The organism is Saccharomonospora sp. NPDC046836, from assembly GCF_040645195.1.
GTDB lineage: Bacteria > Actinomycetota > Actinomycetes > Mycobacteriales > Pseudonocardiaceae > Prauserella_A.
The window spans coordinates 361582-384309 of the sequence record NZ_JBEYXW010000001.1; the positions used below are offsets into that span (position 1 = coordinate 361582).

Below are 22728 nucleotides of genomic sequence, written 5' to 3' on the forward strand. Positions count from 1 at the left end.
CCCGTACCTGCTGGGCTACGTTCTCTCTGTCACCCGAGGTAGCCGCTTTATGTGAGATCGCCCAACATTTCCTCGGCCATCGAGCGCAACCGGCCCGGATCGACGGGGGTGACCGTCACCCAGTCGCCATGCTGGCGAAGTGTGTACCGTCCGTCCTCGGTGTCCACCCAGTTGACCGTGCTGGACGCCCGCCCGCGCTCGCGCGAACCGGCTCCCAACTGGCCACCGCCCACTCTGCCCGAGACCGCCCGCGCGAACGTGTTCGCCTCGGCAGGGCGGACCCCCGCACCGCGCAGTGTCTCCACGAACCCGGCCGCACCCTCGTACTCGCCGGCACGGCACGCCCTGCGGTAGTCGGCGAGCCGGACATTGCCGGGACTGCCGACACCGGCAGGCAACGGCGATGTCGCATCGAGCATGGTCGCGACCAGCGCCTGCGTGTGTACGGGCCCGATCCGCACGTCGCCATCAGCCACACCCGCGGTCACCGCGCCGTGCGGCCCGGCCGCACCGACGGCGCGGAAGGACACACCAGGGCCGGTTACCTGCAGGTCGAGCAGCAGCTGTGGCGAAGCCAGTGCGTGCAGCATGGCCGCCAGGTCGGCCGCGGGCCGGGCGACCGTACCGAGGTCGCGGTCGCCGAGTGCCCGGTCGGCGAGCTCGACGAGCTCCGCGCGGGCAGCCGCGGTGCGCCCGACGTGCGGGATGTCCAGAACCGTTGGCAACGCGCCAAGCCCCAGCTCGGTCCAGATCAGGTACAACTCTCCCGGATGCAGGGAGATCCAGCCCGACGCGTCGTCCCGCACGTCAGCGGCCTCCCCTGCCGGGCGGCTCCTGGCCGAGTACCGGCGGCGTGACCGGGACGTCCATCCCCCACAGGTCCTCTTCCTCCTGCAGGTAGGACGGCCGCTCGTGTTCGGCGTCCTCCTCGGCGGGACGGGCCCCGGCCGCCCCCATCGGCATGGCCGCCGGGGCCATTCCCGTACGCGCCGCGCCCGATCCGGGCGATGCCGCGGCCGCGCCAGCCGATGACGTTCCGCCCACCGGGGTCGCCGCTCCCGCGCGCGAGCCCGCGCCGAGCTGCTCTCCCGCGGTCCCGCTGAGCGGGCTCGCCGGGAGTGCCGTGGCCGCGCCGCCGGACCCCACACCGCCCGTTCCCATCGCGCCTGGTGCGCCCGTCGACGGGCCGGGCGCCGAACTGGCCACCGTGCTGTCGTCCGGCGGCGTGGGATCGGTCGGGATCGGCTCCGGCCGCTCGGGGTTTTCAAACGTTGTCGGCGGGGTGGGGCTGGTGAACGCCGGCACCCGGCTGTAGAGGTCGTGGGAGTCCCGCTGGTATTGCTCCATGACCTCCGCCGCCTGCTGATGCAGTTCCCGGTTCCGATCCCGCTCGGGAGCCGGGTCGGCGACGATCTCGGCGCCAGTGCGCCAGCAGTCCCTTGGTATTTCCGGCGTCGGCAGCTGCGGGTACACGACCACCGGCGGATCAGGCATGTTCCGCTGCGCCACGCTGGCGAGCGCCGCCTGCTCGCTCACACAGCCGGACACGACAGCGCTGCCATCGGCCGTCTCCTCCGTCCAACCGGCCAGCCTGCCGACCGAGGCGCGCGCCTTCTCGGCAGCCACGCCCTGCCAGCCTTCCTCGGCGGCGGCGAACGCCTGCCGCAGCTCGTAGCCGAGGTCGCCGAGCTCCCCGCCGAGCCGTGACCACTGCGCGGCGATCTCGGTCGTACTGTCCAGGTCGAGCCCTGAGTTGACCATGCTGTGCAGCTCGCCGTGCGAGTAGGTCAGCCAGTTCACGGACTGGCCGAGATCGCCGGTTTCCAGCTCCGGCTCCCGCGGTGGCCAGGGGTAGGGCAGGCAGTTGATCGGAAGTTGCATCAGTCGACCTCTCCCAGCCGGCTCAGCCGCTCGCCGGCCGCATCGTCGGTCTCGGTCAGCAGCCCCGCGGCACGGCGGACGATGTCCGCGAGCCTGTCGAGTTGCCCACTGAACTCCTCGAGCACCGGGATCGCGGCGTCCGCTCCGCCGGAGGCGGCGCCGCGCAGCCGCTCACTCATGGTCTCCGCGACGAAGTTGTCGCCAAGCAGCAGTGGCCGGTCGATGCGGTCGGCGCTGTCGGCGATGAGCGCGTGGACGCGGGACTGCACCGCGGTCAGCGAGGCCAGCAGGCGGTGCGCGGCCTCCTCGTCCAGCCTCAGGTCGCCCGCGCGAACCTGCTCACCGACGACTTCCAGGTCCTTGGCGACCGGGGCCAGCGCCGCGGCGGCACCGGATGCGAACGCCGCACCCGGCGATACCTGTAACGGACTCTTCTCGATGTCGACCACGGCAACCACCCCCAACAACGGCTTCGTGCAGCGAGCACTCTACTGCGTGGGACGGCTCCGTCGCCCGTTTCGTTCCGTTTCTCGCCAGGTCAGCGCAGGTAGCCGTCGAACCAGTCGAGGGTCCGCTGCCAGGCCTCCGCCGAGGCGGCCGGGTCGGCGTCGAACCGATGGTTGGCGCCCGGGTACCGGACCACGTTGGTCGCCACCTTGGCCGCCGAAGCCGCCTCCCGGAGCCGTTCGACCTCGGCTTCGGCCGCCTCGTCGCCTTCATCGCCATACAGGCCGAGCCACGGGCTCACGAGATTGCCCGCGATGTCGACCAGTGCCGGCAGCTCGTCGGAGAGCGGCTTGCTGATGCCCTGCCCGCCGACGCTCACCGCGGCGCCGAGCTTGCGGCTGGCCGCGACGACCAGCGCGGCGGTGCCACCGACGTCGAAACCCATCACGCCGATCAGGTCCGCGCGCACAGCACGATCGACCAGCCACGCGAGCGTCGTGTCGGTCGCCGCGAGGATGTCCTGGCCGGTCAGCCCGCGGTCGCTCGGCTGGATGTGCGGCGCCACGGCCAGCCATCCCTCGCCGGCCAGACCGGAGACGAGCAGCCGCACCTTGTCGTCGACGCCGTCGGCTTCGTGCAGCACGACGAGGCCACCGCGGACCACACGTTCCGGCTCCGCGAACGTGAGTCGGATGGCACGCCCGTCGGCGCGCACGTGGTCCTCGGTGTACGTCTGCATCATGGGCCTACTCAACCACCGATAGTGGTGCCCGAGTCAACGTGAGCTGGCAGATATCCGGCGAGATAGGTTGAAGGGCGGAACCCTTCCCACCGCAAGGAGCCGCGATGTCCTCCGCGATCCCAACGCGAGCCGATCTGGCGGCACTGCCTGCCTACGTGCCCGGCCGCACGATCCCCGGCGCCATCAAGCTGGCCAGCAACGAGGTGCCCGGCGGCCCGTTGCCCAGCGTCGCCGCGGCGATCGCGCAGGCCACGAGCCAGGTGAACCGCTACCCGGACATGGGTTCGCAGGCACTCGCCGAGCGGCTGGCTGGTGAGCTGGACGTGCCCACCGAACGGATCGCCATCGGCTGCGGCTCGGTGTCGCTGTGCCAGCAGGTGGTGCAGGCCATGTGCGCGCCGGGCGAGGAGGTGCTCTTCGCGTGGCGCTCGTTCGAGGCCTACCCGATCGTCACGCAGGTGGCCAACGCGGCGGCGGTGACGGTGCCGCTGGATGCCGGGCACCGGCACGATCTCGGCGCCATGCTGGACGCGATCACTCCGGCGACACGCGTGGTGTTCGTGTGCAACCCGAACAACCCGACCGGCACGGTGGTGCACCGCGAGGCGCTGACGGAGTTCCTGGACCGGGTGCCACCGCACGTCCTCGTCGTGCTCGACGAGGCATACCGCGAGTTCGTCACCGACCGCGAGGTCCCCGACGGTCTCGAGTTCGCCCGCACCCGGCAGAACGTCGCCGTGCTGCGCACGTTCTCCAAGGCCTACGGGCTCGCGGGCCTGCGGGTCGGCTACGCGGTCGGCCCTGAGGAGGTCGTCACCGCACTGCGCAAGGTCTACGTCGCGTTCAGCGTGAACGCGCTGGCGCAGACGGCGGCGCTGGCCTCGCTCGACGCGAAGGACGAGCTGCTCGCGCGGTGCGCCGACATCGTGCTGGAGCGCACCCGGGTGCGGGAGACGCTGCTGGCGGCCGGTTACGAGGTGCCAGAGACGGAGGCGAACTTCGTGTGGCTGCCACTCGGTGAGCGGACCGTCGAGTTCGCCCAGCACCAGCTCGAACACAAGGTCGTCGTGCGGCCGTTCGCCGGTGACGGCGTGCGGGTGACGATCAGCACGCCGGAGGAGAACGACGTGTTCCTCGACGCGGCACGGTCGTTCCCGCGCTGACGTGTGACCGTCACCGGCAGGCCGGTCACTCCACGGTCACGCTCTTGGCCAGGTTGCGCGGCTTGTCGATGTCGCGTTCCAGCGCCGTGGCCAGGTGGTAGGCCAGCAGCTGCAGCGGAATGCCGAACAGGATCGGGTCGAGTTCCGGCTCCGTGGTCGGCACGTGCAGCTCGGCGTCGGCGAGGCCGGCGGGCAGCGTCGCGTTCGTCACCGCGATCACCGGGCCGCCGCGTGCCTTGATCTGCTCCATCGTGCCGATGTTCTTGGCCAGCAGCTCGTCATCCGGAACGATCACCACCGACGGCATCGACGCGTCGATCAGCGCGATCGGCCCGTGCTTGAGCTCGCCGGCCTGGTAGGCCTCGGCGTGCACGTAGGAGATCTCCTTGAGCTTCTGCGCACCCTCCCGCGCCACCGGCCAGCCACGCACCCTGCCGACGAAGAACATGTGCCGGGCATCGGCGAACTGCCGCGCGGTCTCGGCGATCTGCTTCTCCTCGCGCAGCACCTCCTCGATACGCCCAGGCAGCGCGTCGAGGGCGGTGACCATGCGGCGCCCGTCGGCCACCGACAGGTCCCGCACCCGGCCCAGCAGCAGGCCGAGCATCGCGAAGCACGTGCTCATGTTCGTGACCGCCTTGGTCGAGGCCACCGAGACCTCAGGCCCGGCGTGCAGGAACACGCCGCTGCCGCATTCGCGTGCAATCGCACTGCCCACGGCGTTCACGGCGCCGATCACCCGCCCGCCCTTGCGGGTGAGCTCCTGCACGGCAGCGAGGGTGTCAGCCGTCTCGCCGGACTGGCTCACCGCTACGTACAGCGCGTCGGGGTCGACGACCGGGTTGCGGTACCGGAACTCCGACGCCGGCTCCGCATCCGCGGGGATCCGCGCGAGCTCCTCGACGAGGCTGGCACCGATCTGCCCTGCGTAGTACGCCGAGCCGCAGCCGAGGAACTTCACGCGCCGGATCGAGCGCAGCTCGCGTGCGTCGAGGCGCAGCCCGCCGAGGTGGGCCGTGGAGAACCGCTCGTCGAGCCTGCCGCGCAGCGCCCGCCGCAGGGCCTCCGGCTGCTCGCCGATCTCCTTGCGCATGTAGTTGTCGAACCCGTCGAGCTGGTAGTCCTCGTCGGTCAGCTCCACCTCGGTCGGCGTCTTGTCGGTGCGCCGGGCCTGCAACGTGCTGGTGCGGTAGTCGCCGGCCTGCAGCGTGGCCAGCTCGCCGTCGTCGAGGTACACGACGCGCTGGGTGTACCGGACGAGCGCCGCGACGTCCGAGGCGACGAACATCGAGTTGTCGCCGATGCCGAGCACGATGGGACTCCCGTTGCGGGCGACCACGAGCTCGCCGGGGTTACGCACGTCGAGCACGACGATGCCGTAGGCACCCTCGACCTGCAGCAGCGCGCCACGCACGGCGTCCTCCAGTGAGCTGGCCCCGTCCCGCAGCCGCGCGGCGATCAGGTGCGCGAGCGCCTCGGTGTCGGTGTCGGAGGCGAACTCGACACCGGCTGCCGTGAGCTTCGCGCGCAGCTGCTCGGCGTTCTCGATGATCCCGTTGTGCACGACGGCGATGCGGCCCTCCGCGTCGAGATGCGGGTGCGCGTTGACGTCAGTCGGCTCACCGTGGGTGGCCCAGCGTGTGTGCGCGATACCGACCTGTGCCGGACTGTCCTCACCGACGAGCGCACGCAGCTCGGCAACCCGGACGGCGGCCTTCGTGACCCGTAGCCGCCCGCGGTGCACGAGTGCGACACCCGCGGAGTCGTAGCCGCGGTACTCGAGGCGCTGCAGGCCTTCGAGCAGGATCGGGGCCGCCTCGCGGTGGCCGATGTACCCAACGATTCCGCACATGCAGTTGCTCCTAGCCGTAGACGATTCGGCGAAGCTGCCGCTCCGAGAGCCGACCCGCCGCGACTGGGCGGCTCGCGAGCTCGGCGGCAACCCTCCCCCAGATCTGGTCGTTTTTGAGCCCGCGGTGTTTCAGTTCGCGGTGCCGTCGCCGCACGTACTCCTCCGCGGTTTCGCCGAAGAACGCCAGTACATCGGCGACTACGCGGGTGGCGGTGGCCAGGGGAAGACCGGTCGAGGTAGCCACATGCCGCACCAGTTCGACGGGCGGCGGCTGATCCATGCAGGCGAGCTTGACAGGGCGCCGACGGCTAGTTCAAGTTTCCTGCCCGATTCCGGGCAGGATCACAGCTGACGGAGGATGAGCTGGACGATCGCTGCCACACCGACCACGACGATGACCGCACGCAGCACACCAGGTGCCAGCTTTCGCCCGATACGCGCGCCCAGCCAACCGCCTACCAGCGAGCCGGCGGCGAGCAGCCCGACGACCGGCCAGCTGACGGGCGCGACGAAGGCGTAAATCGCACCAGCCACCGTGTTCACCACGGCGGCGAGCACGTTCTTGATGCCGTTGAGCCGTTGGATGGACTCGTTCAGCAGCATGCCCATGAACGCCATGAGCAGGACCCCCTGCGCGGCTGTGAAGTACCCACCGTAGATACCCACCAGGAAGATCAGCGGCAGCAGCAGGACGGGGTTGGCGTTGACGGGCTTACCCTGCTCCCGCCGGATCTCCCTGCGGGACAGCACCCAGCTCGACACCCGTGGCTGCACGATCACCAGCACGACGGCCAGCCCCACGAGCACGGGCACGATCTTCTCGAACGCGGTGGGCGGCAGTGACAGCAACAGCACCGTGCCGCACACCGCGCCGGCCGCGGACGCCGGAACGTAGCGCAGTAGCCGCTTGCCCTGACCTTGGAGCTCGTGCCGGTAGCCGATGGCACCGCTGATCGTGCCCGACACGAGTCCGATGGCATTCGAGGTGGTCGCTGTGACGGGCGGGTACCCGAGCGCGACGAGTACCGGGAACGTCACCAGGGTGCCGGAGCCGACCACCGTGTTGATCGTTCCCGCCCAGACACCTGCCAGGGCAATGAGGACAGCGTGCCACCAAATCACGCTCGGACCATAAGCGCCGGTTATCCAGGGTGCGTATCAGGATGCGTATACAGTGTTCAGTATCACGATCCAGCCCCTGCGCTGTTGCTGTTTCGCCAGCGCGCAATCGGGTAGTCACGGCTGGAGACGACACCTGGAATTCGGCGCGACACTGCGACACAACTGAATCGGCAGAAAGGTGCATGTTGAACAGCCGGCATGACGCTGAGGTGACAACCACCGAATCCGAGCCGCCGCACGACGTCGGCGCTCAGGACGACATCGAGCTGCGGCTGGGCGCGAGCTTGGTGCACCTCCCCATCATTCGCTCCGTGGCGGCGAACATCGCCATCAGAGCCGACTTCGACCTCGACGCGATCGCCGACCTCCGGCTCGCGGTGGACGAAGCGTGCTCCACCCTGATCACCCGCGCCGTGCCCGGCAGCACCATGGTGTGCCGGTTCACGATCGACGACAGCGAGCTGCGCTTCCGCGGTGCGGTCACCTCGACCGACAGCGCGGCGCCAAGCACCGCCTCGTTCGGCTGGCGCATTCTCACCACGCTCGCCGACTCCGCCTCGTCCTGGGTGGAGACGGGGGCGCTCGACGGGCAACGGAACTGGATCCATGTCGAACTCGCCAAGCGGAAGCCGACGCATACGTGACTGGATCGACGACTCGGGGGTCGCGTAACCCGTCGGACGACTACGAACACCTCACCCCGCTCTTCGAGGAGTTCGTGGCGCTCGCCGATGACGATCCGCGCCGGGCCGAGGTACGGGAGGAGCTCGTCACCGGGCACCTCCCACTGGCCGAGCACATCGCGCAGCGCTTCTCGGGGCGCGGTGTGGCCAAGGAGGACCTGGTGCAGGTCGCCAGGGTCGGTCTGATCAACGCCGTCGACCGGTTCGACCCACGGCGCGGGTCGGACTTCCTCTCCTTCGCGGTGCCGACGGTGATGGGCGAGGTGCGGCGGCACTTCCGGGACACCGGGTGGGTCATCCGGGTGCCCCGCAGGCTCAAGGAGCTGCACCTGTCCATCAACAACGCCAGCACCCAGCTGTCGCAACGGCTGGGCAGGGCGCCGACACCCAGCGAGATCGCCGACCACCTCGGGCTCAGCCCCGACGAGGTGTACGAGGGGCTGGAAGCAGGCAACGCCTACCACTCGATGTCGCTCGACGAAGTGCTCTCCGGCGACACCGAGAACCTCGCGCTCGGCGACACCCTCGGTGAGGAGGACTCGGCGCTGGAAGGTGTGGAGAACCACGAGACGCTGCAGCCGCTGGTCAAGGAACTGCCGGAGCGCGAACGCAAGATCCTCGCGCTGCGGTTCGTGCACAACATGACGCAGACGCAGATCGCCGAGCGCATCGGCATCTCGCAGATGCACGTCTCCCGGCTGCTCGCCCGCACACTGGACAAGCTGCGCCAGGGGCTCGTCGACAAGGCGCCCGAGGACGAGACGTGAGGTGGCGGGAGCCGATGCTGGCCACGCTCACCGACCGGTACTTCTCCGACCCGAACTGGATCTTCGAGCGCAAGCTCGACGGCGTGCGCGCTGTCTGCGTACGGGCGGGCGGCGCTGAGCCCGTGCTGTGGTCGCGCAACCGGCGGCCGATGAACGCCGCCTACCCGGAGCTGGTCGAGGCGCTCGCCGCGCAGAGCGGCGACGAGTTCACCGTCGACGGCGAGATCGTGGCCTTCGACGGCAGGCAGACGAGCTTCGCCAAGCTGCAGCCCCGCATCCACCTGGGCGATCCGGCACGCGCGCGAGCCACCGGCATCGAGGTGTTCTACTACCTGTTCGATCTGCTCGACTTCGGCGGCACCGATGCCACGGCCTTGCCGCTGCGGCAGCGCAAACAGTTGTTGCGGCAGGCGTTCGACTTCCACGACCCGATCCGGCTGTCGCGGTACCGCAACACCGACGGCGAACGGTTCCTGCGCGAGGCCTGCGCCGAGGGCTGGGAGGGGCTGATCGCCAAGCGCGCCAACGCGCCCTACCGCGGTGGGCGATCACGCGACTGGCTGAAGTTCAAATGCGTCAAGGACCAGGAGTTCGTGGTCGGCGGCTTCACCGATCCCGCCGGTTCGCGCACGGGGTTCGGGGCACTGCTGGTGGGTTACTACTCCGGACGGACGCTGCGTTACGCGGGCAAGGTCGGCACGGGCTACAACGACGCGATGCTGCGCGACCTGCGGCGCAGGTTCGACGCGCTGGCCCGCCCATCAGCTCCGTTCGCCGATCCCGTGCGGGAAGTGGGGAGCCACTGGGTGGAGCCGGAGCTGGTCGTGGAGGTGGGATTCACCGAGTGGACCGAGGACGGACGGCTGCGGCACCCTCGATTCAGGGGACTGCGCGAGGACAAGCCCGCTACCGAGGTGGTCAGGGAGATACCTGAGCGAGGTGTCCACTAGCGACAGGAGGCGGCGGTGGCACGAGCGATCTGGAGCGGCGCGCTGAACTTCGGCCTGGTGACCGTGCCCGTCGAGCTGTACAGCGCCACCGAGGACCACACAATCCACTTCAGACAGTTCCAGCGTGGCACGGCGGACCGGATCCGGTACCGGCGAGTCAACGAGCACACCGGCAAAGAGGTGCCCTACGACGAGATCGTCAAGGGTTACGACCTCGGCGGTGACGAGTACGTGCTGATCGAGCCGGACGAGCTGGACCAGGTCGCGCCGGGACGTTCACGCACCATCGACATCGGCGCCTTCGTGGACCTCGACGAGATCGATCCGATCTTCTTCCAGAAGACCTACTGGCTGGCGCCGGCGAAGGAGGAGTACGGGCGCGCGTACAGCCTGCTGATCGAGGCGATGAGCAGAACCAACCGGGCTGGGCTCGCGAGGTTCGTCATGCGCGGCAAGGAGTACATCGCCGCCGTACGGGCCGGTGACGGCGTGCTGGTGCTGAACACCCTGCTGTTCCCCGAGGACATCCGGGAGCCCGCCAAGGAGATCGCCAAGCTGCCGGCGCCGGGGCAGACGCGCGGCAAAGAGGTCGACATGGCGGTGAGCCTCATCGAGTCGATGGCGCAGGAGTGGAAACCCGACGACTACCACGACACCTACACCCCGCGCGTCAAGCAGCTCATCGACGACAAGCGGGCAGGGCGCACGGTGAACCCTGCGGAGGCGCCGCGGCAGGCCACGGAGGTCGTGGACCTGTTCGAGGCGCTGTCCCGCAGTGTGGAGAACCGCAAGCGCGGGACCCGAACACCGGAGCTGTCGGAGCTGACCAAGGCCGAGCTCGACCGGATGGCAAGGGACCTCGACATCAGGGGCCGTTCGAAGATGTCGAGGGACGAGCTGGAGCAGGCCGTCCGTGACGCAACGGCCTCGCCGACCGGCAAACGCGCCTCCTGAGGCCCCCAAGGCCACCTTGGTTGCGTTCAACGCAACCAAGGTGGCCTTGGGGGCACATCAGCCAGGTGTGACGGCCGGCCAGCGCAGGGCGGTGGCGCCCCAGGTCAGGCCCGCGCCGAAGGCACTCACCAGCACACGGTCCCCGGCCTGCAGCGTGCCGTCCTTGACGCCGTCGACCATCGCCAGCGGGATCGATGCCGCGCTGGTGTTACCGGTGCGCTCGATGTTGACGACGAGACTGTCGGCCGGCAGGCCGAGCTGTTTGGCAGTCGCCTGCAGGATCCGGATGTTGGCCTGGTGGCCGACGAACCGGTCGACGTCACCCACGGTCCATCCCGCACGCTCCATGACCGTGCGCGAGGACTCGGCCATTCGTGCCGTCGCGTGCCGGAACACGGCCGGACCCTGCATCGTGAAGTAGTGGTCGTCCGGATTCGCGGACTTCTTCTGTTTCGCCCCGCCCGCGGGAACGATGAGCAGGTCGGCGAGGTCGCCGTCGCTGTGCAGGTCGAACGGCCCGATGGCGCCGAGTTCGTCCTGCTCACCGGCACGCAGCACCACCGCACCGGCACCGTCGCCGAAGATCGGCACGGTGCTGCGGTCGTCCGGGTTCAGCAGCGTCGTGAAAGCGTCGGCGCCGACGAGCAGCACCCGCTGCGCCGCACCGGCGGCGATCAGTCCGGCGGCGGTGGCGAGCGCGTAGACGAACCCACTGCACACGGCGTTGACGTCGAAGGCCGCGATCCCGCCGAGCCCGAGCCTGCTGGCCACCTGCGGGGCGCTGGCCGGGCACACCTGATCGGGAGTCGCGGTGGCCAGCACGAGCGCGTCCACGTCCTGCGAACCCGCTGAGCGCAACGCCCGCCCGCCCGCCTCGACCGCCATGTCCACTGTGGACACGTCAGCGGTCACGACGTGGCGCCGGCGGATGCCCGTCCTCGTGCGGATCCACTCGTCGGACGTGTCCAGCCGCTGACTCAGTTCGTCGTTGTCCACTACGCGCGGCGGCAGCCAACCGCCGAGACCGGCGAGCACTGCCACACCACGCGACCCGTGCGTGGGCACTTGGCATCCTCCATGGACCAGCGTCGGCAACGGGAGACGCCGAACCGGCTCCCCAACTACTTCTATGGGCTACCAATCGGTAGAGGATTCTGTTGTGACTTATGTCTCAATCGGAGTATCCAACTGCACCAATCCGGCCGCAAAGTGACCGCATTGACCGTTACAACGGGTGCATGACGGTCCTCAGCAAGCGTGCACTCAACCGGGCTGTGCTCGCCCGGCAATCACTGCTGGAGCGCGCCGACCGGCCCGCCATCGACCTGATCGAACACCTCGTGGGCCTACAGGCGCAGGCGCCCTTCCCGCCCTACTACGGCCTGTGGACCCGGCTGCGGAACTTTCGGCCCGACGAGCTCTCCCAGCTGCTGCTCGACCGGCATGTCGTCCGGATCGCCCTGCTGCGCGGTACCGTCCACCTGGTCAGCGCCGCCGACGCCGCCGCGCTGCGTCCACTTCTGCAGCGCCTCTTCGACCAGCACCTGCGCACCAACACCAGCTGGACGCCACTTCTCGCCGGGCTCGACCTCGACCAGGTCGCCGCGGATGCCCGCACGCTGCTCGCCGAGCGACCGCATTCGTCGGCGGAGCTCGGCCGCTCGCTCGCCGAGCGGTGGCCGGGCCGCGAACCCACCGCCCTCACGTTCGCCGCGCGCAACCTGCTTCCCCTGGTGCAGGTGCCGCCGCGTGCGGTGTGGGGCCGCAGCGGGCAGCCGACCTATGCCACGTTCGACGACTGGGCGGGCCGTCCGCTCGATACCGAACCGGCCCTGGATCGGCTGGTGCTGCGTTACCTCGCGGCGTTCGGCCCCGCGACGGTGCGCGATGTCCAGGCCTGGTGCGGGCTCACCCGGCTCGGCGAGGTCGTCGAGGGCCTGCGCTCACGGCTGCGCACGTTCCGAACCGAGGAGGGGCGGGAGCTGTTCGACCTGCCGGACGCCCCGCGCCCCGATCCGGACACCAGCGCACCGGTGCGCTTCCTGCCCGAGTTCGACAACCTGCTGCTCTCCTACGCCGACCGGACGCGGGTGCTGAGCGAAGAGGACCGCAAGCGGCTCAGCACACCCAACGGCATCGTCCCTGGGGTCTTCCTCGTCGACGGTTTCGTCCACGGGACCTGGCGGATCACCCAAACGGCGGCCCGGCAAATCCTGGAGCTCCAACCTTTTCGCACTGTGTCCACACGGGACACTGCCGCCCTGCGAGCCGAAGGTAAGCGGCTGCTGCGTTTTGCCGAGGCGCCGGATGGTGAGGTCCAGGTCTGCCCACCCGTCAGCTGACGGGCCGTTATCGATCCCCGAAATGGGAGCGATCGCCATACCGCCATGAGAAATGCCCGTGGTCACCGCTGCGGCCCCGCCACTGGTGCGCCTGCAGATTCGGCAGGTTCTGCTCGTAGTACTGCAGCATCGGATCGAGTAGCTCACGCACGGACGGCGGGACAGTGAAACGAGTCGTCGGCGCAGGCGGGCCGTCGGCCCGCGCCTCGGGCGTGGCCTTGGCCACCTGCTGCTCCGACGAACGCACCGGGGCAGGCTGCGGATCGACCTCCGGTACGGAGGCCTTTGCCTGCGCGACGGTCCGCGGCGGCTCCGCAGGCTCGACGACCGGGGTGGACTCGGCCGCGACGGCGGCAGGGGCCGGCGCCTGCCGCTCCTCGCGCTGCTCTGGAAGGTCCTCACGCTTCGGTGGGGGCTCCTCGCCCGGCATTTCGGCGGAGACCGGTGACTCGGCGGCGACTACGGGCTCCTCGCCAGCGGCACCGCCGGCCAGCGGCATGCTCGGACCGCCCGGCCGCTGAACGTCGACGACGGCGCCGAAGGCCACCACGAGCATCAGGACCGCGGCCACCAGGCTCGCCATGCCGGACCGGTTGACGCCAGTCCCAGGCGTCGGCTCCGTCCCCTGTCCCGTGCCACCGTGCTGCGGAGCCACACTGGCTCCGATGATGCCGGTTCGGTCGAGCAGTTCGGCGTCTTGCGGCGTGCAACGCAGAACTGTGGGCGCCATCAGGTCCTCCATCACAGAAAAGCGGTGTCCCCCAGAATCACTGGCCCAACCAGGCCCCGATCGCTGGTTTACCCCCGGCTCCGCATGGCTGTCACGAGGCCACCCCGACTATTTGGCCAACACGACTCTATCGAGTGAACGAAATTCGCTCTGGTTACTGCGAAAGCCGGGAACGTCAGCAATATGCTGATCTCAACCACTCGGCCGGACGAGAACTGGCCTGTGACGGAGAGTTCCGTGCTACTGGTAGTTGACCGCCCCAGATTCGCCCGATTGGCGCATCACATCGCCGCCGGGCAGCCGTCTTTCCAAGGGAAGGACCGCACGCAGCATGCGGGCGGCACGGGCAGACGGGAGTGTGCCGTGCACAAGAACGCCGTACAGCAGAGTCAGTTCGTGTATCTCAACGGCTGCAGCACGCCTGTGCTGTCCCGCTTCTCCTACTCGGCGGAGGCACCGTTCACCGTAGGACTTGCCTTCCGGATCGAGCCCGGGGAATGGGTGGAATGGGAGTTCGCCCGCGAACTCCTGCTCACCGGGCTGACCGAACCTGCCGGAATCGGGGACATCCGAATCCGCCCCGACCTGGCGACCGACGAGAACTTCCTCGTTCTCGAACTGGAGTCGCCCGACGGCTACGCCGTGGTGGAGATTCACCGCGACGAGGTCCGCCGGTTTGCCGAGACGACCGTCGAGATCGTCGCCGCGGGCACCGAAAGCGAACACCTCGATCTCGACGCCCTCATCGACGCTCTCACGACCGCCAGGCCCTGACGGCCACGACTCAGGCGCAGGCTCGCTTGGCCAGCAGTACTCGCTGCAATGCCTCGTGCACGCGCGCGGCCGGTAGCTCACCCGTGGCCACGGCCTGCTCGAGACGATCGAGTACGGGGCCGACCGCGCCACCGGCCGACCACAGTGCCTGGTCGGCGCCGGACTTCAGCGCACGCACTACGGCCTCGGGCAGCGGGTAGCGATCCGTAACGGCCCGCATGGCGCCCAGGTCGTCGGTGACGACAGGCCCCGTGAAGCCGTAGTCGTTACGGAGCAGCTGGTACGCGGCCGGGGACAGGGAAGCCGGCTCGCCACCGGTCAGCTCCGGCACCTCCAGATGCCCCACCATGACACCGACATTCCCGTACTCGGCGATCTTGTCGTAGGGCAACAGATCGTGAGTACGCAGCTGCGCCAGCGGTGGCGTGACCACGCTCCCGGTGTGGGAGTCACCGCTCGCGCGGCCGTGCCCCGGGAAGTGCTTCAGCACCGGCTGTACGCCGGCCGCGGCGAGACCTTCGGCGAACGCGAGCGCGTACTGCCGGGCCACAGCCGGGTCGGCGCTGAACGAGCGGTCACCGATCGCCGCACCGGCGGCCTGGTCGGTGAGGTCGACATCCGGCGCGTAGTCGACGGTGACACCGCGGGCCAGCAGCGCGCGACCCCGCTGTTCAGCGAGGTCACGAACCTGGGCGGGCGTCATGGTGAGCGCCATCTCCCGCGCGCTCAGCATGTGGCCGTCGAGCTCGTCGATGCGCTGCACACGACCACCCTCGTCGTCCACCGCGACCGAGATGCGGACCTTCGCGCCCCCCTGCACGGCGGCCAGCGCGTTGTTCGTCAGCAGGTCGGTGGGGTTTCCACCGATGAAGATCCCACCGACCTGCTGGGTGCGCACCAGATCCGCCGCGGCGGCCGGGTTGCTCGGGTCGACGCCGACCACCAGCAGTTGCGCAACGCGCTCACGCGGTGTCATGGCAGCGATGACGGGCTCGCAGTTCGGCCCGGACGGCGACGTCGTGGTGGTGGGGGCATCGGCATACGCGGTCGGCGTTACCGAGGACAGCGGCGGCGCGGAGGACGCGGAGCCGGGAATTGGCGCACTGGCCGGGGTGCCGGCTGTGGAGCCGCACGCGGCGAGCACGGACGCGGACAGAATCGTCAGCAAGAATCGCTTCATCGCCCACCCACGGTACGGTGTGCTGCCCGCCACGTCGCACCGGTGCGGGTCAGCGGCATCTCGCCTTTCCAGCCGCGCAGGTCAGGGCCTCGCCCCGTGCGGGCGGTAGCCGGCGTGCCCCGCTGCGCTACCGCACGGACGAGCCGTATCTTCGCTCGCCCTCGAAGGTTCCATCCATCCGGTGAATCGTCAGGATGCTAGGCGCGTTCGCACGCGCGACACGCGCTGCCGTGCGTACCGCGTCGCGCTTGCGGCAGTGCCGTGACAGCACCTCGGCGCCGTCCTTGACCAACCAGGTCAGCGAGTCCGGTGAGACCACGAACTCCACCACGTATCGCCTCAGAGGCATGCCGCTCCTTCCATCGATTGCATTACTGCAATACAGTATCGCTACCGCAACATTACGGCGAAGTTGACACACCCCTGTGATAGTGAAAAGGGGCGATTCACGACAGGGGTAGGACATGACAGGCCGGATGGACGCGCAGCGGCTCTATGACGCACTCGATGCCCAGCGCAAGGCGCGGGGTATGTCGTGGCGGCAACTCGCGGACGAATCCGGCGTGAGCCCGTCGCTGCTCAGCCGCATGGGCAACCGGCAGCGGCCCGATCTCGACGGGTTCATCGCGCTGGTGCAGTGGTTGGGCACGCCCGCGGAGGACTTCATGATCTGGCCGGACGAGCAGCCGCGTACACGGCGGGTGCCCGCGCTGGAGACCCAGGTCGCCCTGCTGCTCAGGGCCAGGGAGGACCTGTCGGAAGCCGACAAGGAATACCTGCTGGACATCATCGGAGCCACGATGAGACGCATCAAAGTGGACCATCGGGAGGACTGACGTGCCCCTACGGCGTGGATTCAAGGCGGAGGCAAAGCGGCTCGCGCTGGACGTGCGCCAGGAAATGGGCGTCGCCGTCTTCGCTCCACTCGATCCGTACGCCCTCGCCGAGCTGTACGGCATCGAGATCCATGACCTCAGCGATCCAACCCTGCCTGTCGAGGCCGTCCGCCATTTCACCGGGCCGGCCGCCGGGGCCTTCTCCGGGGCACTGCTCGCGGTCGGCACGGGCCGGGTCATCCTCGAAAACCACGTGCACGACCGCAACCGCCGCCGCTCCACCATCGCGCACGAGATGGCGCACGTGCTCCTGGAACACGAGTTCGAGGTGCTGCTCACCGGACGGGACGTCTGCCGCTCGTCGTCGTCGGAGATCGAGCTGGAAGCTGCGGAGCTGTCCGGCGAGCTGCTGCTGCCCAGTGACGCCGCGCGCATGGCGGCATTCCGTGGCTGGACCGATCGCTCCGTCGCCGGGTACTTCCGGATCAGCGAAAGCATGGCGCGCTGGCGGCTCAACGCCACCGGAGCGCGCCGGATCGCGCAGCGCGCCAAGGCGAAGTGGCCTCGGCGGCTGGTGGCCGGAGCCGGCGCCTGAGCTAGGCAGGCGGGCGGACCAGACCGGACTCGTAGGCGAAGATCACCGCCTGCGTGCGGTCGCGAAGGCCCGGTTTCGCGAGGATGCGGCTGATGTGCGTCTTCGCCGTCTGCTCGGCGATCACCAGTTCCGCAGCGATCTCGGCGTTGGACCTCCCCCGCGTGCGCGGCACGGTGAAGCTCGCTTCGTCGCGCAGGTCCGTCGTGAGCAGGTGGCCGGTGCCGTTGTCACGCAGCGCACGCAGGATCCATGCGCTCGACCAGCCGTGCAGCGAGCCGATCTCGACCACCTGCTCGGGCCGGGTCTCCCGCAGCCGCAGGTAGGTGAGCTCCGCTTCGATGTCGTCCAGTTGCGCCCGCAGGCCGCTCGCGTACAGCTCGCGCTGCTCCGCGCGAACCACCCGCAACGCGTCGACATGTTTGGCGTAGGACTGCAGGACCGTGTCTATGGTCGGGGCCACCGAGGTGGCGGGAACACGTCGCTCGTCATACCGGCGACGCTATGGACGAGATCGGGTAGCCGGCATCGGTCCCGGGAGCACATTCGCGTTGTAGTACGTAGGTACTACGGGTCCTACGGTGGGGGTGAGGACTTCGACGACATTGAACGGGGAACCCCATGACTGACTACGGGCACGACCTGCTGTTCGGAGCATTCATCACCCCTGCGGTGCAACCGGTCACGCGCGCCGTCGACCTCGCCGTGACGGCTGACCACGCCGGTCTGGACCTAGTGACGTTCCAGGATCATCCATACCAGCCGACTTTTCATGACACCTGGACCCTGCTGTCCTATGTGGCCGCACGCACCGAGCGAGTTCGCCTCGGTAGCAACGTGCTCAATCTGCCGCTGCGCCAACCCGCGGTGCTCGCCCGCAGCGCCGCCAGCCTCGATCTGCTGAGTGGCGGCCGGTTCGAACTGGGCATCGGCGCCGGCGGTTTCTGGGACGCCATCGCGGCGATGGGTGGCCGCAGGCTGACCCGGTCACAGGCGGTCATCGCACTCGACGAGGCGATCCGGATCATCCGAGCGATCTGGGCGACCGACGAGCGGGGCGGCGTACGCATCGACGGCACCTACTACCAGGTCGACGGCGCCAAACGCGGCCCGAAACCCGCGCACGACATCGGCATCTGGATCGGCGCCTACAAACCGAGGATGCTCGGGCTCACCGGCCGCGCGGCCGACGGCTGGTTGCCTTCCCTGCCGTACCTGCCCGGCGGACCGGCCGACCTCGCCGGGATGAACGCGCGCATCGACGAGGCGGCCAACGCGGCCGGCCGCCAACCCGCGGCGGTACGCAGGATGCTGAACATCTCGGGCGAGTTCACCTCATCGGGCAAGGGCCTGCTCGCCGGGCCGCCGAGCGAGTGGGCGGAGCAGCTCGCCAACATCACCGTCCAGTACGGAATCAGCTCCTACATCCTCATGGCCGACGACCCGACGACCATCGAGCGCTTCGCGGCGGAAGTCGCGCCCGCGACAAGGGAACTCGTCACCGCCGAACGCGAGAGTTGAGAGAGGTCTCTTCCTGGAAGCAGTCGTGCTGTTACGACGCGTCGTAACAGCACGGTACCCGTCGCGGCGTGTGTCCGGCGCTGTCGAACGTCGTACACAATGATCGGCGTGTACCACCCAAGCCTTCGGGGCTGGGTTTTCTTCTGCCTTCCCGGCGCCCCGGTACCACCGGATGACGACCACAACAGCGTCGCCCGGCGTCACCGTTGTTGCTGTCAGCTCACGGCTTTCTTGACGAGCACAGCGATATTTTCCTCGGCCTCGTCGGTCAGCTCGGTCACGGCGTACGAGGTCGGCCACAGACCGCTGTCGTCGTCGAGGTTGGCTTCGGGAGTGAACCCGAAGGTCGAGTAGCGCTCCTTGTCATCGTGACCGCTGCGGAAGAAACACACGACCTTTCCTTTCCTCGCGTATGCGGGCTGCCCGTACCACAACTTCGGCGACAGCTCCGGGGCGTTGCTGGTGACGATCGCGTGGATGCGTTCGGCTACAGCGCGGTCGGGTTCGGCCATCTGTTCAATCTTCGACAGCACCTCGGCTTCGGCGACGGCGGCCTTGTTGCCTCGACCACGGCTTGCCTCCTTCTTCAGCTCGGCGGCGCGTTCCTTCATGGCCGCGCGTTCTTGCTCGGAGAAGCCGCTCTCGTTGGACCTGGTGCTCATCGCTGTGTCCCCTGTTGTTGATCAGTGTGCGGTGGTTGCGACGTTACGCATTTCGGGCACCGTGGGCTTCTTGAATCCTGATCGACTCGGGAGCCATTTGTGGGGGCAGCCAATGGCGAGCTAATGAGACCAGGGCAGACGCCCGCGGCGTCCGCCCTGGTAAACGGTGCGGAAGCGGAGGGATTTGAACCCCCGGTGGGTTGCCCCACGCTCGCTTTCAAGGCGTGCGATGTGACCACCGCCAGGGTTCTTCTACCCGCTGACCTGCATGTTTCGGTCGTGGCGTACCTCGCCGGATGGCCGCGTACGGCGGCGAATGAGACCAAGAATGAGACCAGGGTCGTCGTGCCCGAACGATGATGCCATCTGCGCGGTTCACCTTGCCCGCGACTATCAAGCGCATCTAGAGCCGCCAACTCCAAGAGTTGGAGCAACTTGGAACAACTTGGAGTTGACACCCACCGCTGGCCTACCCACCACATCTAGTGTCGACCCCCGCTCTCGCGCCCCAGAAGTAGGGACGCGAAGCAGCGGGGGCCGACCGAGCCAACCCCAAGGGGCGCCAACTCCAAGAGTTGGAGCAACTTGGAACAACTTGGAGTTGATGCTGCCATAGCCGAACTCCAACTACTAGGATGACTTGAAGTTGGAGAAAGGAGGTGGAGCTTGAGGATCCCGATGCCGCCACCAAATCTAGACGAAATTGGCAAGAAGCTCTTAGACGACGACCCGAAACGTTTCATGGACATAATGACCCATGAGGCCGCCGCGAATATCAGCGGAGAAGCTTACCTTCCATGGGACAAGTTCCGATACCACACACATCCGGAGAATCTAAGCATAGAAGAATGGTGGTTCGTGGTCCGGAACCGAAGAAACGGGATACTTCGAAGCACTTCACTTCTAGACGCAGCCGGCAACCCGTTCACTTACGCACTACCAGATGAGGTATTGCGACTCTCAGAGCAAATCACAAAGAATGCCAGTGGCCAAATCAGCATGAGTGAACAGGTCACCAATTCCGAGACACGTGACCGATACCTGGTCAGCTCATTGATGGAGGAGGCAATCACTTCCAGTCAGCTAGAGGGTGCATCGACCGAGCGGGGCGTCGCAAGGGAGATGTTGCGCTCCGGAAGAGAACCCCAGACCGTCAGCGAAAAGATGATTCTCAACAACTTTCGGGCGATGCGGATGATCGGCTCTCTCCGCAAAGAGAAGCTCACGCCCGGCATGATATGCGAGATTCACCGAATCGTCACAGAAGGAACCCTAGAAAACCCTGATGCTTCAGGTCGGTTTCAACGACCAGGCGAAGAGCGAATAACCGTTCGCGACGAACAAGACAAACTTCTCTACAAGCCACCGCCGGCCCGCGACCTGCCAGAGCGCATAGAGCGCTTATGCACCTTCGCGAACGGCGACACGGGACCAGGCTACTTACCACCCGTACTGCGAGCGATAACCGTCCATTTTATGCTGGGCTATGAACACCCGTTTGAAGACGGAAATGGGCGGACAGCTCGAACACTGTTTTATTGGTCCATGTTGAATCAAGGTTACTGGTTGACCGAATTCCTGACAGTCTCCAAGATTCTCAAGGAATCTCCCACCAAGTATGCACGAAGTTACTTGTACGCCGAACAAGACACAAACGATCTGACGTATTTCCACATCTACCACCTCAAAGTAGTCCAGAGAGCGGTAGATCAGCTCCAATCGTATCTAACAAAGAAGATGGAGGAGGTCCGCACGCTACAAATTACACTGGCACGCCAGCCAGGTGAGTTTAATCATCGCCAAATGGCGGTATTAAACAATGCTGCCAATCACCCGAATCAGCGCTATACCGCCGTGTCGCATGCTACTAGCCATGGGGTCTCGGGCGAGACCGCGCGAAAGGACCTGCTCTACCTAGAGCAACGCGGGCTCCTATCACGCGCCAAAGCAGGAAAACAACATGCCTGGGTCCCCGCGCCTAACCTACTTGAACAACTCGATCAGCACTAAGGGCGTGTCTCAGTTGGATGTTGGTTGAGGTGCGGGGCAAGATCATGACTTGTGATGGACGAGTTGTCGCGGCGGCTGGTGCCCGACGAGTTGTGGGCGTTGGTGGAACCGCTCATCCCGCCGGGAAAGACGCGCCCACAGGGTGGTGGCATGTCCCGGGTGGACGATCGGGCGGTGTTCACCGCGATTGTGTTCGTGCTGACCAGCGGGTGTGCCTGGCGGCATCTCCCGCCCAGCTTCGGGGTCACGGTACCCACTGCACATCGCCGGTTCGCCGAGTGGACGGCCGCCGGGCTGTGGCGCGACGTGCACCGGGCGGTGCTGGACGAACTGGGCAGCCAAGGCATGATCGACTGGTCTCGGGCGGTCCTCGACGGAGCATCCGTCAGGGCCAAAAAAGGGGCGGACTAACCGGCCCGAACCCCGTCGACCGCGGCAAACCCGGCTCGAAGATCCACGCGCTGTCCGACCGGGCCGGCCTGCCCCTTGCCGTCGGCATCTCCGCGGCCAACACCCACGACAGCCACGCCCTCAAACCCCTGGTCAACGCGATCCCCGCCATCCGCTCCCGCCGCGGACCACGGCGCCGCAAGCCCGCCAAGCTACACGCCGACAAGGCCTATGACATCCCCGGCCTGCGCGACTGGCTCCGCCAGCGCCGGATCATCCCGCGCATCGCCCGCAAGGGCATCGAATCCGGCGACAAACTCGGCAAACACCGGTGGGTGATCGAAAGAACGATCGCCTGGCTGACCGGCTACCGGCGACTGACCATCCGCTACGAACGCAAACCCAGCCACTACCTCGCCTTCCTAACCCTCGGCGCCGCCATCACCTGCTACAAGAAACTCACCAAGTGAGACAAGCTCTAAGTACACCAAAAGCCTGCGCTTTAGGCACGTGAGCAGTTGTACCGAACGACACCCCAGACGGGTTCCGACACCGGTAAGGTGATCCGCTGGTACCGCACCACAGCCTGACCCAGCAAGAGGTTGCTGACCTGCTGAACACCACCCAGTCGTGGGTGTCGAAGGCCGAAAAGGGCAAGCTCGTGCCCGGCCTGGCTGAGCTGCGGTCGATCGCGTCGAAGCTGCATATCCCCCGGAGCGGCTGGGCATTCTGCCCGACCCCTCCCCCGACGCCATCCCCAAGCCTGAGCAGGTCAGCGCGACTCGTGGCGCCCCGCATGTCACGCAAGAGCTGTCTTCGCCGACGAGTTGGGCCGGAAGCTCAACGCGCGCAGAGACCAGTTCCACTGGAAGCGGCTGCTTGCCGACGCAAACGTGCGTGACGCACGGTTGCACGGCGCCCGGCACACGGTGGCCACCGTCCTGCTCGAGCTGGGGATCAACCACCGCGCCAGGATGGGCGTGATGGGCTGGTCAAGCACCAACATGGCCAAGCGATACCAGCACATCACGGACCGCGTCCGCCGCGCGATCGCGGACCAGGTTGGTGGCCACCTTTGGGAGCAAGGCGAGGCTCACGACAAGCGCGACGACGGCGCGGCCTGACAGCAA

The 22728-nt window shown here is 67.7% G+C and carries 26 protein-coding genes, 1 tRNA gene and 1 pseudogene; 14 read left to right on the forward strand and 14 right to left on the reverse strand.

All coding sequences use genetic code 11. The features are described 5' to 3' along the window. Positions 1 to 47: 47 nt before the first annotated feature. From ABZ863_RS01845 to ABZ863_RS01860, 4 genes are all read right to left on the reverse strand, one after another. Positions 48 to 806 carry an ESX secretion-associated protein EspG gene (locus ABZ863_RS01845; protein WP_358529779.1) on the reverse strand — a complete coding sequence of 253 codons (759 nt, stop codon included), beginning with the start codon at positions 804 to 806 and terminating at the stop codon, positions 48 to 50. A gap of 1 nt (position 807) precedes the next feature. After that, positions 808 to 1881: a PPE domain-containing protein gene (locus ABZ863_RS01850; RefSeq protein WP_358529782.1), complete on the reverse strand. Its 1074-nt coding sequence runs from the start codon at positions 1879 to 1881 to the stop codon at positions 808 to 810. Then, entirely contained in the window at positions 1881 to 2330 is a 450-nt protein-coding gene (locus tag ABZ863_RS01855; RefSeq protein WP_358529785.1) for a hypothetical protein, read from the reverse strand. Before ABZ863_RS01855 ends, ABZ863_RS01850 begins: the two co-directional genes overlap by 1 nt. Before the next feature lie 89 nt (positions 2331 to 2419). After that, positions 2420 to 3070, reverse strand: a complete 651-nt coding sequence (locus ABZ863_RS01860; RefSeq protein WP_358530477.1) for a dienelactone hydrolase family protein — start codon at positions 3068 to 3070, stop codon at positions 2420 to 2422. Positions 3071 to 3174: 104 nt separating this feature from the next. On the opposite strand from ABZ863_RS01860, the gene hisC reads away from it, so the two are divergent. Then, positions 3175 to 4233, forward strand: a complete 1059-nt coding sequence (gene hisC, locus ABZ863_RS01865; RefSeq protein ID WP_358529788.1) for a histidinol-phosphate transaminase — start codon at positions 3175 to 3177, stop codon at positions 4231 to 4233. 25 nt (positions 4234 to 4258) lie between these two features. Here hisC and glmS read toward each other — a convergent pair whose 3' ends face one another. From glmS to ABZ863_RS01880, 3 genes are all read right to left on the reverse strand, one after another. After that, a complete protein-coding gene (glmS, locus tag ABZ863_RS01870) occupies positions 4259 to 6085 on the reverse strand; it encodes a glutamine--fructose-6-phosphate transaminase (isomerizing) (RefSeq protein WP_358529791.1) in 1827 nt (608 codons plus the stop codon). 10 nt (positions 6086 to 6095) lie between these two features. Continuing rightward, the gene (locus tag ABZ863_RS01875) at positions 6096 to 6365 is read right to left on the reverse strand and encodes a hypothetical protein (RefSeq protein ID WP_358529794.1); all 270 of its coding nucleotides are present in this window, start codon (positions 6363 to 6365) and stop codon (positions 6096 to 6098) included. 62 nt (positions 6366 to 6427) lie between these two features. After that, a complete protein-coding gene (locus ABZ863_RS01880; RefSeq protein ID WP_358529797.1) occupies positions 6428 to 7207 on the reverse strand; it encodes a sulfite exporter TauE/SafE family protein in 780 nt (259 codons plus the stop codon). A gap of 182 nt (positions 7208 to 7389) precedes the next feature. On the opposite strand from ABZ863_RS01880, the gene ABZ863_RS01885 reads away from it, so the two are divergent. The 4 genes from ABZ863_RS01885 to ABZ863_RS01900 are packed head-to-tail and all read left to right on the forward strand — an operon-like array spanning position 7390 to position 10561. Then, positions 7390 to 7851 (forward strand): ATP-binding protein, encoded by a 462-nt coding sequence (locus ABZ863_RS01885; protein WP_358529799.1) that lies wholly within the window; start codon positions 7390 to 7392, stop codon positions 7849 to 7851. Beyond that, positions 7848 to 8657 (forward strand): SigB/SigF/SigG family RNA polymerase sigma factor, encoded by an 810-nt coding sequence (locus ABZ863_RS01890; protein WP_358529802.1) that lies wholly within the window; start codon positions 7848 to 7850, stop codon positions 8655 to 8657. Before ABZ863_RS01885 ends, ABZ863_RS01890 begins: the two co-directional genes overlap by 4 nt. A gap of 14 nt (positions 8658 to 8671) precedes the next feature. After that, positions 8672 to 9607 carry a non-homologous end-joining DNA ligase gene (ligD, locus tag ABZ863_RS01895; protein WP_358530480.1) on the forward strand — a complete coding sequence of 312 codons (936 nt, stop codon included), beginning with the start codon at positions 8672 to 8674 and terminating at the stop codon, positions 9605 to 9607. Between the two features lie 15 nt (positions 9608 to 9622). Beyond that, on the forward strand, positions 9623 to 10561 hold the full coding sequence (locus tag ABZ863_RS01900) for a Ku protein (protein ID WP_358529805.1): 939 nt from the start codon (positions 9623 to 9625) through the stop codon (positions 10559 to 10561). Positions 10562 to 10618: 57 nt separating this feature from the next. On the opposite strand, the gene ABZ863_RS01905 is transcribed toward ABZ863_RS01900, so the two are convergent. Further along, positions 10619 to 11626: a beta-ketoacyl-ACP synthase III gene (locus tag ABZ863_RS01905; protein ID WP_358529808.1), complete on the reverse strand. Its 1008-nt coding sequence runs from the start codon at positions 11624 to 11626 to the stop codon at positions 10619 to 10621. 173 nt (positions 11627 to 11799) lie between these two features. On the opposite strand from ABZ863_RS01905, the gene ABZ863_RS01910 reads away from it, so the two are divergent. Beyond that, positions 11800 to 12903, forward strand: coding sequence for a winged helix DNA-binding domain-containing protein (locus ABZ863_RS01910; RefSeq protein WP_358529811.1), 1104 nt, complete (start codon positions 11800 to 11802; stop codon positions 12901 to 12903). 7 nt (positions 12904 to 12910) lie between these two features. On the opposite strand, the gene ABZ863_RS01915 is transcribed toward ABZ863_RS01910, so the two are convergent. Next, complete coding sequence (locus ABZ863_RS01915) at positions 12911 to 13633, reverse strand: hypothetical protein (RefSeq protein ID WP_358529814.1); 723 nt, start codon at positions 13631 to 13633, stop codon at positions 12911 to 12913. Positions 13634 to 13996: 363 nt separating this feature from the next. On the opposite strand from ABZ863_RS01915, the gene ABZ863_RS01920 reads away from it, so the two are divergent. After that, the gene (locus tag ABZ863_RS01920) at positions 13997 to 14407 is read left to right on the forward strand and encodes an SsgA family sporulation/cell division regulator (RefSeq protein ID WP_358529817.1); all 411 of its coding nucleotides are present in this window, start codon (positions 13997 to 13999) and stop codon (positions 14405 to 14407) included. 10 nt (positions 14408 to 14417) lie between these two features. Here the strand turns inward: ABZ863_RS01920 and ABZ863_RS01925 are convergent, their stop codons facing one another. After that, positions 14418 to 15587: a glycoside hydrolase family 3 N-terminal domain-containing protein gene (locus ABZ863_RS01925; RefSeq protein ID WP_358529820.1), complete on the reverse strand. Its 1170-nt coding sequence runs from the start codon at positions 15585 to 15587 to the stop codon at positions 14418 to 14420. Positions 15588 to 15714: 127 nt separating this feature from the next. After that, positions 15715 to 15936: a DUF2188 domain-containing protein gene (locus tag ABZ863_RS01930; protein WP_358529823.1), complete on the reverse strand. Its 222-nt coding sequence runs from the start codon at positions 15934 to 15936 to the stop codon at positions 15715 to 15717. Between the two features lie 115 nt (positions 15937 to 16051). Between ABZ863_RS01930 and ABZ863_RS01935 the strand changes: the two genes are divergently transcribed. After that, entirely contained in the window at positions 16052 to 16423 is a 372-nt protein-coding gene (locus ABZ863_RS01935) for a helix-turn-helix domain-containing protein (RefSeq protein ID WP_358529824.1), read from the forward strand. Position 16424: 1 nt separating this feature from the next. Continuing rightward, the gene (locus ABZ863_RS01940; protein ID WP_358529827.1) at positions 16425 to 17018 is read left to right on the forward strand and encodes an ImmA/IrrE family metallo-endopeptidase; all 594 of its coding nucleotides are present in this window, start codon (positions 16425 to 16427) and stop codon (positions 17016 to 17018) included. A 1-nt stretch (position 17019) separates the two neighbouring features. On the opposite strand, the gene ABZ863_RS01945 is transcribed toward ABZ863_RS01940, so the two are convergent. Beyond that, positions 17020 to 17478, reverse strand: coding sequence for a LuxR C-terminal-related transcriptional regulator (locus ABZ863_RS01945; protein WP_358529829.1), 459 nt, complete (start codon positions 17476 to 17478; stop codon positions 17020 to 17022). A 158-nt stretch (positions 17479 to 17636) separates the two neighbouring features. Here ABZ863_RS01945 and ABZ863_RS01950 point away from each other — a divergent pair, with 158 nt between their 5' ends. Then, entirely contained in the window at positions 17637 to 18536 is a 900-nt protein-coding gene (locus ABZ863_RS01950) for an LLM class flavin-dependent oxidoreductase (RefSeq protein WP_358529832.1), read from the forward strand. Positions 18537 to 18751: 215 nt separating this feature from the next. Here ABZ863_RS01950 and ABZ863_RS01955 read toward each other — a convergent pair whose 3' ends face one another. Then, positions 18752 to 19198 (reverse strand): DUF1801 domain-containing protein, encoded by a 447-nt coding sequence (locus ABZ863_RS01955; RefSeq protein WP_358529835.1) that lies wholly within the window; start codon positions 19196 to 19198, stop codon positions 18752 to 18754. Positions 19199 to 19365: 167 nt separating this feature from the next. After that, a tRNA-Ser gene (locus ABZ863_RS01960) sits at positions 19366 to 19458 on the reverse strand. A 406-nt stretch (positions 19459 to 19864) separates the two neighbouring features. On the opposite strand from ABZ863_RS01960, the gene ABZ863_RS01965 reads away from it, so the two are divergent. The 4 genes and pseudogenes from ABZ863_RS01965 to ABZ863_RS01980 all read left to right on the forward strand — a co-directional run. Beyond that, positions 19865 to 21208 carry a Fic family protein gene (locus tag ABZ863_RS01965; RefSeq protein ID WP_358529838.1) on the forward strand — a complete coding sequence of 448 codons (1344 nt, stop codon included), beginning with the start codon at positions 19865 to 19867 and terminating at the stop codon, positions 21206 to 21208. 54 nt (positions 21209 to 21262) lie between these two features. Then, positions 21263 to 22068, forward strand: a protein-coding gene (locus ABZ863_RS01970; protein ID WP_358529841.1) for an IS5 family transposase whose coding sequence is annotated in 2 segments (ribosomal slippage) — positions 21263 to 21608 and positions 21608 to 22068 — 807 coding nt in all. Because the reading frame shifts where the segments join, the coding sequence is not laid out codon by codon here. A 116-nt stretch (positions 22069 to 22184) separates the two neighbouring features. Further along, positions 22185 to 22499, forward strand: coding sequence for a helix-turn-helix transcriptional regulator (locus tag ABZ863_RS01975; protein ID WP_358530483.1), 315 nt, complete (start codon positions 22185 to 22187; stop codon positions 22497 to 22499). After that, a pseudogene (locus tag ABZ863_RS01980) lies at positions 22414 to 22722 on the forward strand (tyrosine-type recombinase/integrase); the annotation flags it as partial. The gene ABZ863_RS01975 and the pseudogene ABZ863_RS01980, both read left to right, overlap by 86 nt. Positions 22723 to 22728: the final 6 nt, after the last annotated feature.

Coding starts and splice junctions, on each gene's coding strand:
- ABZ863_RS01850 (WP_358529782.1), bottom strand. CDS start 1,881: ATGCAACTTCCGATCAACTGCCTGCCCTACCCCTGGCCACCGCGGGAG.
- ABZ863_RS01860 (WP_358530477.1), bottom strand. CDS start 3,070: ATGATGCAGACGTACACCGAGGACCACGTGCGCGCCGACGGGCGTGCC.
- hisC (WP_358529788.1), top strand. CDS start 3,175: ATGTCCTCCGCGATCCCAACGCGAGCCGATCTGGCGGCACTGCCTGCC.
- glmS (WP_358529791.1), bottom strand. CDS start 6,085: ATGTGCGGAATCGTTGGGTACATCGGCCACCGCGAGGCGGCCCCGATC.
- ABZ863_RS01875 (WP_358529794.1), bottom strand. CDS start 6,365: ATGGATCAGCCGCCGCCCGTCGAACTGGTGCGGCATGTGGCTACCTCG.
- ABZ863_RS01885 (WP_358529799.1), top strand. CDS start 7,390: ATGTTGAACAGCCGGCATGACGCTGAGGTGACAACCACCGAATCCGAG.
- ligD (WP_358530480.1), top strand. CDS start 8,672: ATGCTGGCCACGCTCACCGACCGGTACTTCTCCGACCCGAACTGGATC.
- ABZ863_RS01910 (WP_358529811.1), top strand. CDS start 11,800: ATGACGGTCCTCAGCAAGCGTGCACTCAACCGGGCTGTGCTCGCCCGG.
- ABZ863_RS01915 (WP_358529814.1), bottom strand. CDS start 13,633: ATGGCGCCCACAGTTCTGCGTTGCACGCCGCAAGACGCCGAACTGCTC.
- ABZ863_RS01925 (WP_358529820.1), bottom strand. CDS start 15,587: ATGAAGCGATTCTTGCTGACGATTCTGTCCGCGTCCGTGCTCGCCGCG.
- ABZ863_RS01930 (WP_358529823.1), bottom strand. CDS start 15,936: ATGCCTCTGAGGCGATACGTGGTGGAGTTCGTGGTCTCACCGGACTCG.
- ABZ863_RS01935 (WP_358529824.1), top strand. CDS start 16,052: ATGACAGGCCGGATGGACGCGCAGCGGCTCTATGACGCACTCGATGCC.
- ABZ863_RS01950 (WP_358529832.1), top strand. CDS start 17,637: ATGACTGACTACGGGCACGACCTGCTGTTCGGAGCATTCATCACCCCT.
- ABZ863_RS01955 (WP_358529835.1), bottom strand. CDS start 19,198: ATGAGCACCAGGTCCAACGAGAGCGGCTTCTCCGAGCAAGAACGCGCG.